Raw genomic sequence first — 15,512 nt, 5'->3', positions numbered from 1 at the left:
GGTGCCGGCGGCGCAATGTGAAGATGGCGCCGCCGCCGCATGGACGCTCGGCGCCGTCGAGCGCAAGCCGGTCCGGCTGGCCGCCGCCGAGAAGCGCTCCGGGCATGCCCGCATGCTGTCGGCGACGACGACCGAGAGCCGCGGCGGGAACGTCGTAAATGGTGGGACTTCGGTCGAAAAAGCACAAGTGATCCTCGCCTACTTGCGCGAGCATCAACTCATCGACTACTGACACGTTGCCGGTCTGTCGGCAAGCAACCAGGGATGCAGGAAATCCGGAGCAAACAATGAACGTATCGGCAGACATTCGCGCGCTGGTGGAGCGGCGCAAGGCGGGATACAGCCTCGAGGCGCCTTTCTATCTGAGCGAGGAGATTTTCGCGCTGGACATGGAGGCGATTTTCCGCAAGCACTGGGTCCAGGTGGCGGTCGAGCCTGACGTGCCAGAGCCGGGCGATTATGTGACGGTCGAGCTCGGCCACGACTCGATCCTGATCGTGCGCGACGATGACATGCAGATTCGCGCGTTCCACAACGTCTGCCGCCATCGCGGCGCGCGGCTGTGCAACGCGGACAAGGGTACGGTCGGCAACATCGTTTGCCCGTATCACAGCTGGACCTACAACCTGAACGGCGACCTGATGTTCGCCGAGCACATGGGCGAGAAGTTCGACCGCTGCAAGCACAGCCTGAAGTCTGTTCACGTCGAGAACCTTGCCGGCCTGATCTTCGTCTGCCTCGCGGGCGAGCCGCCAACCGACTTCGCGGCGATGCGCGCCGCGATGGAGCCGTACCTGCTGCCGCACAACCTGGCGGACACCAAAGTCGCCGCGCAGATCGATGTGCTCGAGAAAGGCAACTGGAAGCTCACGATGGAGAACAACCGCGAGTGCTATCACTGCGTGGCGAACCATCCGGAGCTGACCATTTCGTTGTACGAGTACGGCTTCGGCTATCAGCGCTCGCCCGCCAACGCCGAGGGCATGGAAGCGTTCGATCGCACCTGCATCGAGCGTGCCGCGGAATGGGAGGCGATGGGCCTGCCATCGGCGGAGATCGAGCAACTGCTCGACACCACCGGCTTCCGTACCCAGCGCCTGCCGCTCGACCGCAGCGGCGAATCGCAGACGCTTGACGCCAGGGTAGCGTCGAAGAAGCTGCTCGGCAAGTTCGAGCAAGCCGACCTGGGCGGGCTCTCGTTCTGGACGCAGCCGAACTCGTGGCATCACTTCATGAGCGACCACATCGTCACGTTCTCGGTGATCCCGCTGTCGGCCGGCGAAACGCTGGTTCGCACCAAGTGGCTGGTCCACAAAGATGCGCGGGAGGGCGTCGATTATGACGTGAAGAACCTGACCGCGGTGTGGAACGCGACCAACGACCAGGATCGCGCGCTGGTTGAGTACTCGCAGTGTGGCGCGGGCAGCAGCGCGTACGAGCCCGGCCCGTACTCGCCATTCACCGAAGGCCTGGTCGAGAAGTTCTCGGCCTGGTATATCGGCCGGCTGGCCGAGCAGATCGGCGCGTAGGCGCAACAGCGGAGGCAGACATGATGCGCGATGCGGTCTTTACCGAGCCAGCGGAGAGCCGGGTGACCCGCCCGGCGTTCTGGAGCGCGCTCCCCGAGCGCTGGACGAGCGAGGTCGAGGAGACGCTCGTGTGCTGCCAGGTGCGGCAGGAAACGCACGACGTGAGGAGTTTCTTCTTCCGCTCGCCGGAGGGGAGGGCGTTTGTGTTCGAGCCGGGGCAGTTCATCACGCTCGAGCTGGATATCGCGGGCGAGACGATCAATCGCTGCTACACGATCTCGTCGTCGCCGGCGCGGCCGCACACCATCTCGATCACGGTCAAGCGCGTGCCGGACGGCAGGGTGTCGAACTGGCTGCATGACCATCTGAAGCCGGGGTCGTCGATCCGCGTGCTCGGCCCGGCCGGCGAGTTCACGTGCGCGCGCCATCCGGCGCGCAAGTACCTGTTCCTGTCCGCGGGCTCCGGCATCACGCCACTGATGTCGATGAGCCGGGCGCACCACGATCTCGCCGAGGATCGGGACATCGTGTTCGTGCACAGCGCGCGCACGCCGGACGACATCATCTTCGCGCGCGAGCTCGATCTGATCGCGGCAAGCCATGCGAACTTCCGCACGTCCTTTGTCTGCGAGCGGGTTGGCGCGCGCACCAGCTGGCCGGGCGTGACGGGCTTCCTGTCGCTGCCGTTGCTCAAGCTGGTCGCGCCGGACTTCATGGAGCGCGAGATCTTCACGTGCGGGCCAGCGCCGTACATGAAGGCGGTGCGCGGCCTGCTCGACGAGGCGGGCTTCGAGCGCAGCCGCTACCACGAGGAGAGCTTCTCGTTCGATGCACTGACCGCAGAGGCCAACGAGCCGGTCGCCGATGCCGCCGCGGCAGCATCGGCGCAGTTCAATGTCAGCTTCGCCAGGAGCCAACGCGAGATCCTCTGCGGCGCGGCGCAGCATGTGCTCGACGCGGCGCGCCAATCTGGCGTGCGGCTGCCGGCGTCGTGCACGCAGGGGATGTGCGGGACCTGCAAGGTCAGGCTGGTTGCCGGGCAGGTCGAGATGAAGCACAACGGCGGCATCCGCCAGCGCGAGATTGACCAGGGCATGGTGCTGCTGTGCTGCAGCAAGCCGCTGTCGGATCTCGTGATCGATAAATAAGACGGGACGCCTGCCAGGCGGATGGCGCAGCACGAAGTTCGTCGCAATGCCTGGCCAGGGCGACGACGATTCCAACTAAACGGGGCGCTACCGCTCCGGCCACTGGAGGTATGCCATGAAGCTCTTTGCAAAGGTGTTTTGGGCCGGCGCAGCGTCGGTGATGATGACATGGAGCGCGCTGGCGCTGGGGGATGCCAAGCCGATCTTGAAGATAGGCTACGTCGAGGGTTGGGACGACAGCGTCGCGACGACGAATGTCGCCGCACGGATCATCGAAAAGAAACTGGGGTACCCGGTGCAACTGGTGCCGGTCGCGGCGGGCGTGATGTGGCAGGGCGTCGCGCGCGGCGATCTCGATGCGACGCTGTCCGCCTGGCTGCCGGTGACGCAGGGCGCGTACTGGGATCAGTTCAAGGCCAAGGTTGTCAATCTCGGACCGAACTTCACAGAGGCAAGGATCGGCCTGATCGTTCCCGCGTCGGTGAGCGCGAAGAGCATCGATGAGCTGAACGCGCAGAAGGCGGCGTTCGAAGGCCGCATCGTTGGCATCGATGCCGGTGCCGGCGTGATGCGCAAGGCTTCCGAGGCGATCAAGAGTTATGGGCTCAGTTATTCGCTGATGCCGAGCTCGGGCAGCGCGATGACGGCCGAGCTGGCGCGCTCGATGAACGCGAACAAGCCGGTGATCGTCACGGGCTGGGCGCCGCACTGGATGTTCGCGAAATGGAAGCTGCGTTTCCTGGAGGATCCGAAGAAGGTGTTCGGCGATGCCGAGCATGTCGACAGCATCGTGAACCCGGGCCTGGAGACGAAGGCCAAGCCGGTTGTCGTATTCCTGAGGAAGTTCCAGTGGAAGCCGGGCGAGATCGATAGCGTGATGCTGGCGATCCAGAGCGGCACCAAGCCCGATGCGGCCGCCGATGCATGGATTGCCGCGAATGCGGAACGCGTGAATGCATGGGTGGAGGGCGAGCATTAATTCGGCACGCGACCAAAGGAGACAGTATGCGCCGGCCATGATCGCATCGCGATCGTGGCCTGTGTGCATTTAGCTTACTGAAACACGACTGTCCGGTCCCCGTTCAGGAACACCCGTCGTTCGATGAACGCCTTGACGGCGCGCGCCAGCGTGATGCACTCAACGTCGCGCCCGACGGCAAGCAGCTGGTCAGGCCGGTAAGAATGATCGACGCGCTCGACGACCTGCTCGATGATCGGGCCTTCGTCGAGATCGTCGGTGACGAAATGCGCGGTCGCGCCAATCAGCTTGACGCCGCGTGCATGCGCCTGGTGATACGGCTTCGCGCCCTTGAAGCCGGGCAGGAACGAGTGGTGGATGTTGATCGCGCAATTGGCCAACCGGGCGCTTGTCTGTGGCGACAGCACCTGCATGTAGCGCGCAAGGATGACCAGCTCCGCGCCGCTCGACTCGAACAGGTCCAGCCATTGCGCTTCCTGCTGCGCCTTGGTTTCGGGCGTGATGGGAAAGTGCCGGAACGGCAGGGCATGCTGCCGGGCGAGCGGCTCCAGGTCGGGATGGTTGGATGCGATCCCAACGATGTCCATCTTCAACTCGCCCATGCGCCAGCGGAACAGCAGGTCCGCGAGGCAATGCTCGAGCTTCGACACCATGATCAGCACCTTCGGGCGCGCGTACGCGTCGTGGATCGCCCATTGCATGCCGAAGCCTTCCGCTATCGGCGTGAACTCCTGGCGCAATACGTCGACGCGCAGCGCTTGTTCGCACGTCGGATGGAAGACGCAGCGCAGGAAGAAGCGGTTGCTCAGGTCGTCGTCGAAGACGGTCAGTTCATCGATGTAGCAGCGGTGACGCTCGAGCAGGCCGACCACGGCGGCGACCTGACCGGGTGCGCTCGGGCACGACAGCGTCAGGATGAATTGTTGTGAACGTGACAGCGCGTCCATGCGATTCCTCTGTTGGGTTGAGTGGCGCGGCGCGCGCAGCGTGCGCACGCATACCATGCGCGAAGTAGAGCAGGAGGAATGGCGGCCCGGATAGAACCGAAGCGCCGCGTGCATGGTATCGGCCCGTCATGCCGGAGATTGCGGTGCGGGATGCTGTTGTCACGAACCGGCGGCGGGCATGGGGCGCTACGGAACCATTCTGCGTCGTTTGTGAACAGGCGACGCCAGAGAAAAAATTCCCTTGTTCGCCGTTGTCGCATTTCTGCAAGCGCTTGTCGGAATTAGTCGGCAGGCGGGGGCCTTTTCTGGCAACTATGTAGGTATCGCGCAATTGCGCTTGTAATGCGACGGATCAGGTTGGCCGAGGGCATTCCAGGAAAGAGGTAGCAATACGCCGGCAACGCTCCCCGGACGAGAGGGAAACGCAGGTAAGGCCTTGCTATGTGATGTGTGAGTCCCCGCAGAATCAGGAGAAGATTTCGATGGATAGTCCAAAGGTCGTGGTCGAAGGTCTGTGCAAGGTATTCGGAAGCAATCCGAAGCAGGCGCTCGATATGCTCGCATCCGGTTCGACGAAAGACGAAGTGTTCAGGCGCACCGGCCAGGTCGTCGGCGTGCACAACGTGTCGTTCGAGGTGCAGGAAGGCGAAATCTTCGTGCTGATGGGCCTGTCAGGCTCCGGCAAGTCGACGTTGATCCGTCTCGTGAACCGGCTCGTCGAACCGACCGCCGGCAAGGTGCTGATCGGTGGCCGCGACGTGGCGGCCGTAAGCTGCTCGGAACTGATCGCGCTGCGCCGCACGGACATGAGCATGGTGTTCCAGTCGTTTGCGCTGATGCCGCAGCGCACCGTGCTTGCGAATGCCGCGTTCGGGCTGGAGGTGGCGGGCGTGAGCAGGAAGGAACGTGAGCGCCGTGCCATGGATGTGCTCGAGCAGGTCGGCCTGGCGACGTTTGCGCAGAAGCTGCCGCGCGAGTTGTCGGGCGGCATGCAGCAGCGCGTCGGCCTTGCGCGCGCGCTCGCCGTCAACCCGTCGCTGATGATCATGGACGAAGCGTTCTCGGCGCTCGATCCGCTCAAGCGCAAGGAGATGCAGAACGTGCTGCTGCAGTTGCAGAAGGAGCATCGGCGCACGATCATGTTCGTGTCGCACGACCTGGAGGAGGCGCTGCGCATTGGCAGCCGGATTGCGATCATGGAAGGCGGCCGCCTGGTCCAGGTCGGCACGCCGCAGGAAATCATCGCGAAGCCGGCCGACGACTACGTCCGCACGTTCTTCGACGGCATCGACACCAGCCGCTACCTGACCGCCGGCGACCTGATGCAGACCGACGCCGTGCCGCTCGTGTCAAAGAACGATGCCGCGAGCATCGCCAGGACCCTGAATGGCCACGCCGGCTATGCCTTTGTGCTGGATGCCCAACGCAGGATCCGTGGCTGCGTCATGCGCGACGCTGCGCCAGACGTGCAGCCGATCGAAAGCATCCGGCGCGATGCGTCGCTCGACCACGTTGTCGCGCGCGTCGTCGCGAGCCCGAACGCGCTGCCGGTCGTGGACGACGACGGCTGCTACTGCGGCTCGGTCGACCGGGCCATCATCCTGAAAGCCATCACGCACTCGCGAGGTAACCATGTCTGAAGTCCTTCCGCTCGGCCGCTGGGTCGACCAGTCCGTCCATTACCTGCTCGATCACGACGCGGCGACGTTCGATGCGCTCGGGCGCGCGATCGAGGGGCTTGCCGCATTGATCGAGCGCGGCCTGCAGGCGGTGCCGATGTGGCTGATGATGGCGATCTTTATTGGCATCGGACTCTGGCGAGTCGGCTGGCGCTTCGCGCTTTTCACGGCCGCGTCGCTATACGTGATCTTCGCGACAGGATTCTGGGACCAGACCGTCATCACGCTGGGCCTCACGCTGTCGTCGACGATCATCAGCCTGATGCTGGGCATTCCGCTCGGCATCTGGGCGGCGAAGAGCAGGCTGGTTGCCGCCATCGTGCGTCCGATCCTCGACCTGATGCAGACGATGCCGGCGTTCGTCTACCTGATTCCTGCCGCGATGCTGTTCGGTCTCGGGCGCGTGCCGGGTATCCTGTCGACGGTGATCTTTGCGATGCCGCCCGCGGTGCGCCTGACGAGCCTTGGCATCCGCCAGGTGAACATGGAGATCGTCGAGGCCGGCCAGGCGTTCGGTTGCACGCCGTGGCAGCTTCTGTACAAGGTGCAGTTCCCGAACGCGCTGCCGTCTATCATGCAGGGAGTCAACCAGACGATCATGATGGCCCTGTCGATGGTGATCATCGCCTCGATGGTTGGCGCGGGCGGCCTGGGCAACGAGGTGCTGGCGAGCATCCAGCGGCTGGACATCGGCCTGGGCTTTGAGAGCGGCCTGTCGGTCGTGCTGCTGGCAATCATCCTCGACCGCATCACCGAGAGCTTCGGCCGCGCGCCGGGCACGGCGAAGGCACCGCTTTTCTCGGGGCTCAGGCAACTGTTCGGCGCCAAGGCCACGACAGCGCAAGCCTGATCCCGGGGTCAATCCGTTCGCCAGGAGAGCGATGTGAGGTCCGTTGCGTCCGTTGCCGCCGTACCAGCTGACAGCGTTTCACCTTCAATGCCGTCCCTCGCGCATTTCGGCTTCCTGGCGCTGCCTGAGTTCTCGATGATCGCGTTCTCGAGCGCGGTGGAAGTGCTGCGCATGGCGAACTATGTCGGGCGCGCCGAGCATTACACGTGGTCGGTCTATTCGCCAGACGGCGCGCCGGTGCACGCGAGCAACGGCATCGCGGTACGGCCGACGCGTGCATTGGATGGGACAAGACTGCCGGACGTGATGATCGTCTGCGGCGGCATTCGCATTCGCGATGTCGTCGACGACGGCACGCGCGCGGTGCTTAGCCAACTCGCCGGGCTGGATATTCCACTCGGCGGCATCTGCACCGGTGCCTATGCGTTGATGGCAAGCAGGCTGCTCGACGGATACCGCTGCGCCGTGCATTGGGAGAACCGGTCCGCGCTGCACGACGAGTTCCCGCTGGTCCATTTCGCCGACGAACTGTTCGTCATCGACCGTGACCGGCTTACCTGCACGGGCGGCACCGCACCAATCGACATGATGCTGAATCTCGTCGGTCTGCGCTTCGGCCGACAGCTTGCCGTGCAGGTCTCTGAACAGTTCATTCTCGAGCGGATCCGCAGCGCGACCGATCCGCAGCCGATTCCCGTCGATGCGCGGGTTGGCCTCTCGCGCGCGGAGCTGATCGAGGTGGTGCGGCTGATGGAGGCGAATATCGAGGAACCGCTGTCGCTCGATGAGCTGGCGCGGCTCGTGCGGCTGTCGCAGCGGCATCTGCAGCGGATGTTCAAGCTCTATCTGAATGTGTCGCCGACCCACTACTACCTTACGTTGCGCCTGAAGCGCGCGCGCGATCTGCTGCGCACGACCAACGCGTCAATCGCCCGCGTGACGACCGTGTGCGGATTCCATTCGCCGTGCCATTTCAGCAAAGCGTACCGTGCGCAGTTCGGTCATGCGCCCAGCCACGAGCGCCGACCGACGGGATGATCACCGGAGGCGTAAGCGCCGCTCACTAGCGCCTCAGACGCCATGAACTCTTGCCCGCCGCGGTCGCTCGCGCGCAAAGCCCGGTGATGAGCCTCCAAGGAGAAGTGATTGGGGAGGTCACCAGCGGAACGTATAGTCCGACGCTTCAAATCGCCATCGCCTTGGCACTGATTACCCCTGACATCAAGTTTGGCTCATATGTGAGTGTTGAGGTCTACAACCAGAGAGTCTCTGCGAAAGTTGTTCGTCTGCCTTTCGTACGGGATGGGAGCAAAGTGCAGCAACAATAGGGAGGCTTTGTGCAGCTTCCTGCCAGGAATATCGCCTACGCATTCCGCCAGACCATTCGTCGCTGGATGAACCTGCGTTCGGAAAGCCCGGTTCGGCAGACCCTAGGGCCCTTGCATTGTCTAGGGCATGGCTAGAACAGCCACGAAGCTTACACCGCGACCGCGCTCGCCCGCCACGCCAAAGCCATGATCGTCGTCGATCCCGACTCAGGGGGCATGGTGTTCGGCCGGTGCCGGCATGTCGGCGAGCGGTGCCACGTTGGGTCGTCGCATTGCAGACTGACCCGTCCCCATGCCACCATGGCAGAATAGCGGTCGCCATTGGGGACGCCATTAGAATCGGGGGTAGGGTGGGTGCGGCCGGAGGTAGCGCCCGCGCCAATTCCCTTAGTCGCCGGAATCGACCGATGATCCATTTTGCTCGACGGCTGTTCGTTACGAGCCTAAGCGCCCTTTTACTGTCCTTCGCTTGCAACCAGTCATATGGGCAACTGGTTGTCAAAATTGGGGTGTCCAGTCCTCTTACCGGGATCAATGCCGCCAACGGCAAGGACATTGAGAACGGTGTTCGTCTCGCTGTTGAGGAAGCCAACGCGCAGCGCATCAAGGTGGATGGCCGGGACGCCCGCTTCGAGCTTGATTCGGTGGACGACCAAAGTGACCCGCGCATCGGCGTTCAGGCCGCCCAGAAGCTAGTTGATGACGGGGTGGCTGTCGTTGTCGGGTATTACAATTCAGGCGTTGCGCTTCCGTCCACGCTGATCTTCGCCAGCGCAGGTGTCCCGGTGATCCATCCGGCAGCGACCAATCCGGCCATCACGCATCAAGGCCTGAAGACGGTCTTCCGCATCATTGCGACCGATACGCAAAACTCCGGTACCGCGGGGAAGTACGCAGTCAATGTCATGAAGGGGCAGCGCATTGCGGCGATGGACGACCGCACCGCGTTCGGCCAGGGGGCAGTGGACGAATTTAGGAAGGCCGTCACCGGCGCCGGCGGCAAAATCGCGATCGCTGAATACACCAACGACAAGGCGGTCGAGTTCAGCGCGCAGCTCACGAACATCAGGGCCGCCAACGCCGACCTCCTGTTCTTCGCCGGCTTGGATAACCAGGCGGCGCTCATCACGAAACGGATGAGGGAGCTCGGCATGCGCACCCAGTTCGTCGGAAGCGGTGGCATCGCCGACAGTATCTTCCTGAACGTTGCGGGTCGCGCTGCGGAAGGCGCGATGGCCTGGGAATACGGACGTCCTGTCGAAACGCTACCACAAGGCAAAGCCTTCATGCAGAAATTCAGGAAGCGCTTCGGCGCCGGCAGCCTCATCTATGCACCCTTCGCGTACGACGCCACGTGGGTGGCTATAAACGCGATCAAGCAGGCAAAGTCTGCGAAGTCGGCCGAATTCGTATCGGCGCTCCGGGCAACTCAATACGAGGGCATCACCGGGAGGATTGCCTTCGATCCGAACGGCGACCTGAAGAATCCGACGTCGACGCTCTATCAGGTAAAAGGTGGCCGCTGGGTTCCGGTAACGACGATCGGTACCGAATGACGTGGCGATATTCGCGCCGGGACACGAGCGCGGCATAGTGCAAGGCGGCATCCGCGTCAAAAGGACGCACCCGGACCGCGAATTCCTCATCGGACATCTGCAGCGGGACTTCCCCTAACCCAGTCTTGTTGTCGTGGTCAAGTTTTTTCAGGCTGGTGTTTAGTCTTACTATGCCATAAAGAATTGTGCATTATATGTACTTCTTCATTGGAAGTGTAGAGTGCGTGAGCACGAGCGACCGATTTGCGAAGTACATGAATTACTTGGCGGAAGGATTGGACATGCAGATCGCCGGGCCGGCTTGGAAAGCTATTGCACTGGGCTGATGCTACCGCCGTCACGCAAGCGTATCGACGGCACGGGTTGAACCACTGCATGCCAGTACCCGGCATCAGTCGCTGCACCACTTCGTCTCTAGATCTGATTGGCCGGATGCGGCGTTGATGAGGCGCGTCCAGGAATGGGTGCAGCCTTTAATGCAAGCACCCAGCGGTCGTTATTGGATCATTGTGTGCCCGCCGGGTATCTCGCCGTTGCCGGCCAAACCAGCGATCGGTCGCGGCAGGCCACCGAAGTTGTTGCGTCGGGCACCGCGCCATGAGCCTGCTTCGGTGAAGATCCTGGCTATGGCATTGCCTGCGGGTGCTTTCCAGGCGGTGACTTGGAGGGAGGGTACCAACACTGCCCTTATGTGGCGATTTGCGGCCGTCTCCGACGCCGGCTGCTCAACCGAGCTTCGACGAAGAACTTACCTTTACCGATCTTTACCGATCCGGAATTGCTTCTCCCTACGAATGGAGGGGGGAGCAAGGTGGTCTGAACTAGGGAAATGTCCGTATCATCTCCGACTCGAACCGAGCCGCATCGAGCGCGGTTATCCCCTTTCGCATCGCACGGCAACGAGCGGCACAAGCCAAGACCCGGCGAAGCGCACACTTGAGTCGGGCTCGCAATTCTCAAATCATCACACGTAGAACAGCAACATGGTGAACTTACTCGCGGGTCTCAGCATCCTGATCATTGGCGACAGCCACTTGTCGACACCCGGCTACCTCATCTCATCGCTTCACGACAACCTGACAAGGCAAGGCGCCGTCGTGCACACCATCGGGGTATGCGGTGCGCAGCCGGCCGCCTGGATCAAGACCACCCCCTCGGACTGCGGCGGCGCGGAGCGCGTCGGCACGGCCGCACCCGCGGTGTACGCCGGCACGGCCGCGCGCACCGTCAGCATCGAGCGCCTGGTCCAGAGCGAGCATCCAAACCTCATCCTAGTGGTGATGGGCGATACGATGGCGGCCTACAACCAGGCGGTATTCCCGCAAAACTGGATCTGGCAACAGGTCAGCCAGCTCACCGAAGCGCTGGGCAAGACCGGAACCGCTTGCGCGTGGGTCGGGCCGGCCTGGGGAAGTGAAGGCGGCAGATTCAAGAAGAACTTCGCGCGTGTCAAGCAGATGTCGGATTTCCTGGCATCCAATGTCTCGCCATGCACCTATGTCGATTCGCTGGCCATGTCGAAACCGGGACAGTGGCCAACCATCGACGGGCAGCATTTCACCAGCGCCGGCTACCGCTCGTGGGGCGCGGAAATCGCCAAGTCCGTGCTGCGGCTGCCGGTAGCCCAGAAGGCGGGCCGGCCATGATGTGGCGATGCCGGCGGGGAGCCCGTGTGTATCTTGCCGGCTCGCTCGCAACGGCGGTCTGGGCTTCCTTTGCGGGCGCCGCCGAGCCACAGCTGTATGAGACGGGACCGGCCATCGACTCGTCCTTCGTGCGTTTCGTCAACAGCACGGAGATGCCGCTGGAAGTCCGCTCCAACCGTAAGACAAGCCTCTCGGTGCCCACCGGTCAGCGTGTTTCCGCCTTCTTCCCGGTGCGGGCTGGAGCCAGTCTGGCCGGAGAGCTGAGCCAGGGCAGCGCGCGCCGCGCGATCAATATGGCAGTGAAGGCTGGCCAGTTCGTGACGGTAGTGGGCTCGGTCGGCGAGGGCGGTTCCCTGCTCGGCACGGCGGTGGTCGAGCCGCCGGCGGAGTTCACATCCCTGCGCGCTTCGCTTGCTCTCTATAACCTGGACTCCACCTGTGCAAAGGGGCAACTGCTCGCGGTGACGCAAAACGCCTTGGTTTTCCCCGATGTGCCGCCAGGCAGCGCGCAGCGGCGTGTGGTGAATCCGATCGGCCTCAAGGTGCAGGCGCAATGCGGTGGCGTAGCCGCGGGCGCCTCCCTCGATCTCGGCCACCTCGAAGCCGGGAAGCGCTACAGCGTATTCTTGGCAAAGGGGCCGCGCGGCTCCTTCGTGTTCGCCGTCACGGATGCTATCGCTCGGTAGCCCGCCCTGCCATGGTCTTCGCTTCCCTGGAGTTCTTGCTGCTGTTCCTGCCAGCCTTCCTGGCACTCTACTTCCTCACTCCCGCCGCGCACAGGAATGTCACGCTCCTGCTGGGCAGCTGGGTGTTTTATGGCTGGTGGAGCCCGCTATACCTGGCCTTGTTCATCGCCCTGACGGGCCTGGCATGGTCGGGGGGAATGGCATTGGCACGCATGAAGGGCGAGCGCTCGGGACGTTGGCTGCTGTGGGTGCTTGTGACCATCAACCTCGCGGTGCTGGGCTGGTTCAAATACGCAAACATCGCGGTCGAGACGGTTGCCGCCGTTGCCATCCCCCTGTTTCCGGAGCTTGCGCGGTGGCAGCAGGTGGTTTTTCCGATCGGTCTCTCCTTCACCGTGTTGCAGGCCATTTCATACCTGGTCGATGTCCACGGGCAAACGGTGCGGGCCGAACGCAGCCCGTTGCGCTTCGCCACCTACCTGGCGATGTTCGGCCATCTTGTCGCCGGCCCCATTATTCGCTACGCGCGGATCGCGGGGGAGCTCAGGCGCCGCTCGCCTACCTGGCTCAGCTTCTCGCGCGGCGCCAAGCGCTTCATGACCGGGCTGTGCATGAAGGTACTGATCGCCGACTCCCTGGCGCCGGTGGTGGATACTGCGTTTCCCCTCGCCGCGCCTTCCTTCGCGGATGCCTGGCTCGGCTGCCTTGCCTACGCGCTCCAGTTGTACTTCGACTTCGCCGGCTACAGCGCCATGGCGATCGGCCTGGGCCTGATGCTTGGCTTCCATTTCCCCGAGAACTTCCGGCATCCCTATCTCGCGGTGGACATCCAGGACTTCTGGCGGCGCTGGCATATCTCGCTCTCCGGCTGGCTGCGCGACTACCTGTACATTCCCCTGGGCGGCAACCGGCATGGCGCCGCGCGCACCAGCCTCAACCTGCTCGTCACCATGACCCTTGCCGGGATCTGGCATGGCGGAGACAGCTGGAACTATATGTTCTGGGGCGCCGCGCATGGGTTGGCCCTTTGTATCGCGCACTGGTGGCCGACCCGCATGCCGCGTGGCCTGTCCAGGCTGCTCACGCTCCTCTTCGTCATGCTGGCCTGGACCCTCTTCCGTTCGCATGACCTGGCCCAGGCCACGACCATGTACGCCGGCCAACTGGGGCTAAACGGATTCGTGCCGGGCGACGCCATGACCCTGGCGCTGCGGCCCACCATGTGGCTGGCGTTCGCCGCAGGCATGGCCTGGATTGCCTGGCCCGCCATCGCCCGGACGCTACCCGTCCTCGCGCGCCTGGGCGGAGCCACCGCGGCGGCATCTTCGGTATCGGCGACGCTTGGTTTTCTGCTCTCGTGTTCGCTGGTTGCGAGCCGAGGAGCCATTCCCTTTCTTTACTTTCAATTCTGATGCCGGCCCGCCTTTCTCGTATCGGCAGGCATTGGGCGGTATCGTTGCCCGGTGTGGCCCTCGCTGTTTTTTGCACGATCGGCCTCCTGGCCGTACTGGCCGAGGCGGGTGGCGTCGCCGTGGACACGGCGCGCGCCGAAGCACGAAGCCACACCACAGATACCACCGGTACCCGTGTGCTGCGCGAGCAGGTGCAGGATTGGCTAGAGGGGACATCGGCTGCGAACTTGCTGGCGGCGCTTGGCAACGGCGCCCAGTGGTTGCTCGCCAGTGACCTCGGGCCCCGCGTGCGCGTCGGCTGCGACGGCTGGCTGTTCCTGGCGGACGAGCTGGTGGTCCATCCTCATGCGCAAGAGAACCGGTGGATGCGGCTCAGGCTGGTCGACACCGTGTCCAGGCAGCTCTCGGCCGACGGGACTCGCCTCCTGGTGGCCGTGGTGCCCGACAAGAGCCGTGTGGAACACCACAGGCTCTGCGGCCTATCCCGCCCAGGCCAGCTGGAACCTCGGCTACCAGACTGGCTCGCAAAGCTCCAGGCGCAGGGCGTGCCCACGCTCGGCCTTGCGCCCGCGCTCGAGCTGGGCACGCGGGACACTTTCCTGCGAACGGACACGCACTGGAACGAAGTGGGCGCGGAGGCGGCCGCGAGGCGGATCGCCGCCGAAGTCGCCGGCTTGCCGCTCGGCACCATGCCTTCGACCGAATACAGCATCGCCGATGGACCGCCTGCAAGCAAAACGGGCGACCTGGTCAGGCTGGCCGGTATTGCCGGTCTTCCGTCCCGGCTTCTGCCCGCCCCCGAACCGGTCCCGGCAAGGCAGGTGCTGCCCCGGCACAGCGCAAGCGGCGACCTCTTCGGTGAGACCGCCTATCCACGCATTGCGCTGATTGGCACGTCTTTTTCGCGAACCTCGAATTTCGCGGGCTATCTGGGCCTGCATCTGGGCTTGGCGGTCGCCAACCTCGCCGAGGACGGAGGCGGCTTCCTTGGCAGCATGAGCGCATACTTGGGCAGCGGCGACCGCAGGAAAACGCCGCCATCGTTGATCATATGGGAGATTCCCGAGCGTTTTCTCGACACACCGCTGTCTCAGGCGGAAGCCGCCTTGCTGCAAGGGCGCCAGGGTGGCCTGCGCCCCCAGCGCTAGCCGCTGGCCGGCATGCTTACTCCACGCCGTCCTCCACCCCGCATGACACGCCGATCTTCTCGATCAGGCCGAGCAGCAGCAGCGCATAGCGCTTTTTTTTAGCACCGCTACCGATGGAAACTACGCCCGCCTGCCCGTGCGGGCATTGTCGGGCAGGCGGCCTGAGCTGGGCGCCCATCCCGCTTGCGTTGAAAGCTCCCCCTTTCGCATGGCGAACAACGTGCTGTCCGTCCGCTGTGCCGGCAGAACGGCACAGTGAGGGCCAGGTGGCGGGGTTGCGAATACTTTCACGAACGTGAAAAATCCCCGGATGCGCCGACACCCGGGCTCAGCGGCACCGCCTCCGGTCTCGTCTGGGCTGGCGCCGCGGTGGCAGGCTTCCACCCAATCCGGTGCCGTTCTTGCGTGGCTTCGTGCCGCGCATCGTCCTCGGTATGCAGGTAGGCGCTGGTGGTGGCAATGGACGCGTGCCCGAAATTGTCCCGCACGAACCGCAGGTCCACCTGCTGGTCCGTCATGTGCGAACCCGCGGTATGGCGCAGCCAGTGCGCCGACGCGCTGGCCAGCAGGCCGGCCTGGCTTTCCCATTCGAGGCCGCGCGCGC

Annotated in this window: 15 protein-coding genes and 2 pseudogenes; 14 read left to right on the top strand and 3 right to left on the bottom strand. The window is 63.8% G+C overall.

Annotated elements, in window-relative coordinates:
* From P3W85_RS29310 to P3W85_RS29295, 4 genes and pseudogenes are all read left to right on the top strand, one after another.
* Positions 1 to 232 (top strand): annotated as a pseudogene (locus tag P3W85_RS29310) (electron transfer flavoprotein subunit beta/FixA family protein); the annotation flags it as partial.
* 55 nt (positions 233 to 287) lie between these two features.
* Complete coding sequence (locus P3W85_RS29305; protein ID WP_276267337.1) at positions 288 to 1,529, top strand: aromatic ring-hydroxylating oxygenase subunit alpha; 1,242 nt, start codon at positions 288 to 290, stop codon at positions 1,527 to 1,529.
* A gap of 20 nt (positions 1,530 to 1,549) precedes the next feature.
* Positions 1,550 to 2,677: a hybrid-cluster NAD(P)-dependent oxidoreductase gene (locus P3W85_RS29300; protein WP_276267336.1), complete on the top strand. Its 1,128-nt coding sequence runs from the start codon at positions 1,550 to 1,552 to the stop codon at positions 2,675 to 2,677.
* Positions 2,678 to 2,792: 115 nt separating this feature from the next.
* On the top strand, positions 2,793 to 3,656 hold the full coding sequence (locus tag P3W85_RS29295) for a glycine betaine ABC transporter substrate-binding protein (RefSeq protein WP_017226215.1): 864 nt from the start codon (positions 2,793 to 2,795) through the stop codon (positions 3,654 to 3,656).
* 74 nt (positions 3,657 to 3,730) lie between these two features.
* Here the strand turns inward: P3W85_RS29295 and purU are convergent, their stop codons facing one another.
* Positions 3,731 to 4,603, bottom strand: coding sequence for a formyltetrahydrofolate deformylase (purU, locus tag P3W85_RS29290; RefSeq protein ID WP_017226214.1), 873 nt, complete (start codon positions 4,601 to 4,603; stop codon positions 3,731 to 3,733).
* A 482-nt stretch (positions 4,604 to 5,085) separates the two neighbouring features.
* On the opposite strand from purU, the gene P3W85_RS29285 reads away from it, so the two are divergent.
* From P3W85_RS29285 to P3W85_RS29240, 10 genes and pseudogenes are all read left to right on the top strand, one after another.
* On the top strand, positions 5,086 to 6,243 hold the full coding sequence (locus tag P3W85_RS29285; protein ID WP_276267335.1) for a quaternary amine ABC transporter ATP-binding protein: 1,158 nt from the start codon (positions 5,086 to 5,088) through the stop codon (positions 6,241 to 6,243).
* Positions 6,236 to 7,132, top strand: coding sequence for a choline ABC transporter permease subunit (choW, locus tag P3W85_RS29280; RefSeq protein WP_017226212.1), 897 nt, complete (start codon positions 6,236 to 6,238; stop codon positions 7,130 to 7,132). The genes P3W85_RS29285 and choW overlap by 8 nt, the downstream gene beginning before the upstream one ends.
* Positions 7,133 to 7,219: 87 nt before the next feature.
* Positions 7,220 to 8,170, top strand: a complete 951-nt coding sequence (locus P3W85_RS29275) for a GlxA family transcriptional regulator (RefSeq protein WP_276267334.1) — start codon at positions 7,220 to 7,222, stop codon at positions 8,168 to 8,170.
* Positions 8,171 to 8,220: 50 nt separating this feature from the next.
* Entirely contained in the window at positions 8,221 to 8,460 is a 240-nt protein-coding gene (locus P3W85_RS29270) for a glycine cleavage T C-terminal barrel domain-containing protein (RefSeq protein ID WP_276267333.1), read from the top strand.
* A 407-nt stretch (positions 8,461 to 8,867) separates the two neighbouring features.
* Complete coding sequence (locus tag P3W85_RS29265; RefSeq protein WP_276267332.1) at positions 8,868 to 10,016, top strand: branched-chain amino acid ABC transporter substrate-binding protein; 1,149 nt, start codon at positions 8,868 to 8,870, stop codon at positions 10,014 to 10,016.
* Positions 10,017 to 10,240: 224 nt separating this feature from the next.
* A pseudogene (locus P3W85_RS29260) lies at positions 10,241 to 10,726 on the top strand (transposase); the annotation flags it as partial.
* Between the two features lie 273 nt (positions 10,727 to 10,999).
* Positions 11,000 to 11,662: an SGNH/GDSL hydrolase family protein gene (locus P3W85_RS29255; RefSeq protein ID WP_017226207.1), complete on the top strand. Its 663-nt coding sequence runs from the start codon at positions 11,000 to 11,002 to the stop codon at positions 11,660 to 11,662.
* A gap of 26 nt (positions 11,663 to 11,688) precedes the next feature.
* Positions 11,689 to 12,348 (top strand): alginate O-acetyltransferase AlgF, encoded by a 660-nt coding sequence (locus P3W85_RS29250; protein WP_276267331.1) that lies wholly within the window; start codon positions 11,689 to 11,691, stop codon positions 12,346 to 12,348.
* An 11-nt stretch (positions 12,349 to 12,359) separates the two neighbouring features.
* Entirely contained in the window at positions 12,360 to 13,760 is a 1,401-nt protein-coding gene (locus tag P3W85_RS29245; RefSeq protein ID WP_017226205.1) for an MBOAT family O-acyltransferase, read from the top strand.
* Positions 13,760 to 14,908 (top strand): alginate O-acetyltransferase AlgX-related protein, encoded by a 1,149-nt coding sequence (locus P3W85_RS29240; protein WP_276267330.1) that lies wholly within the window; start codon positions 13,760 to 13,762, stop codon positions 14,906 to 14,908. Before P3W85_RS29245 ends, P3W85_RS29240 begins: the two co-directional genes overlap by 1 nt.
* Before the next feature lie 16 nt (positions 14,909 to 14,924).
* Here the strand turns inward: P3W85_RS29240 and P3W85_RS29235 are convergent, their stop codons facing one another.
* Both P3W85_RS29235 and P3W85_RS29230 read right to left on the bottom strand, forming a co-directional pair.
* A complete protein-coding gene (locus P3W85_RS29235; RefSeq protein ID WP_276267329.1) occupies positions 14,925 to 15,086 on the bottom strand; it encodes a hypothetical protein in 162 nt (53 codons plus the stop codon).
* A gap of 109 nt (positions 15,087 to 15,195) precedes the next feature.
* Positions 15,196 to 15,512, bottom strand: a 317-nt coding sequence (locus P3W85_RS29230; RefSeq protein ID WP_276267328.1) for a site-specific integrase, incomplete at its 5' end; no start/stop codon positions are given.

It is taken from the genome of Cupriavidus basilensis, from assembly GCF_029335485.1.
GTDB lineage: Bacteria > Pseudomonadota > Gammaproteobacteria > Burkholderiales > Burkholderiaceae > Cupriavidus > Cupriavidus basilensis_E.
This window is presented reverse-complemented; position numbering and strand designations above follow the sequence as displayed.

Bases quoted from the DNA above. Each gene is read 5' to 3' on its own strand.
- P3W85_RS29235 (WP_276267329.1), bottom strand. From the start codon at position 15,086: ATGGGCGCCCAGCTCAGGCCGCCTGCCCGACAATGCCCGCACGGGCAG.
- choW (WP_017226212.1), top strand. From the start codon at position 6,236: ATGTCTGAAGTCCTTCCGCTCGGCCGCTGGGTCGACCAGTCCGTCCAT.
- P3W85_RS29245 (WP_017226205.1), top strand. From the start codon at position 12,360: ATGGTCTTCGCTTCCCTGGAGTTCTTGCTGCTGTTCCTGCCAGCCTTC.
- P3W85_RS29285 (WP_276267335.1), top strand. From the start codon at position 5,086: ATGGATAGTCCAAAGGTCGTGGTCGAAGGTCTGTGCAAGGTATTCGGA.
- P3W85_RS29255 (WP_017226207.1), top strand. From the start codon at position 11,000: ATGGTGAACTTACTCGCGGGTCTCAGCATCCTGATCATTGGCGACAGC.
- P3W85_RS29295 (WP_017226215.1), top strand. From the start codon at position 2,793: ATGAAGCTCTTTGCAAAGGTGTTTTGGGCCGGCGCAGCGTCGGTGATG.
- P3W85_RS29275 (WP_276267334.1), top strand. From the start codon at position 7,220: ATGCCGTCCCTCGCGCATTTCGGCTTCCTGGCGCTGCCTGAGTTCTCG.
- purU (WP_017226214.1), bottom strand. From the start codon at position 4,603: ATGGACGCGCTGTCACGTTCACAACAATTCATCCTGACGCTGTCGTGC.
- P3W85_RS29240 (WP_276267330.1), top strand. From the start codon at position 13,760: ATGCCGGCCCGCCTTTCTCGTATCGGCAGGCATTGGGCGGTATCGTTG.
- P3W85_RS29305 (WP_276267337.1), top strand. From the start codon at position 288: ATGAACGTATCGGCAGACATTCGCGCGCTGGTGGAGCGGCGCAAGGCG.
- P3W85_RS29265 (WP_276267332.1), top strand. From the start codon at position 8,868: ATGATCCATTTTGCTCGACGGCTGTTCGTTACGAGCCTAAGCGCCCTT.
- P3W85_RS29300 (WP_276267336.1), top strand. From the start codon at position 1,550: ATGATGCGCGATGCGGTCTTTACCGAGCCAGCGGAGAGCCGGGTGACC.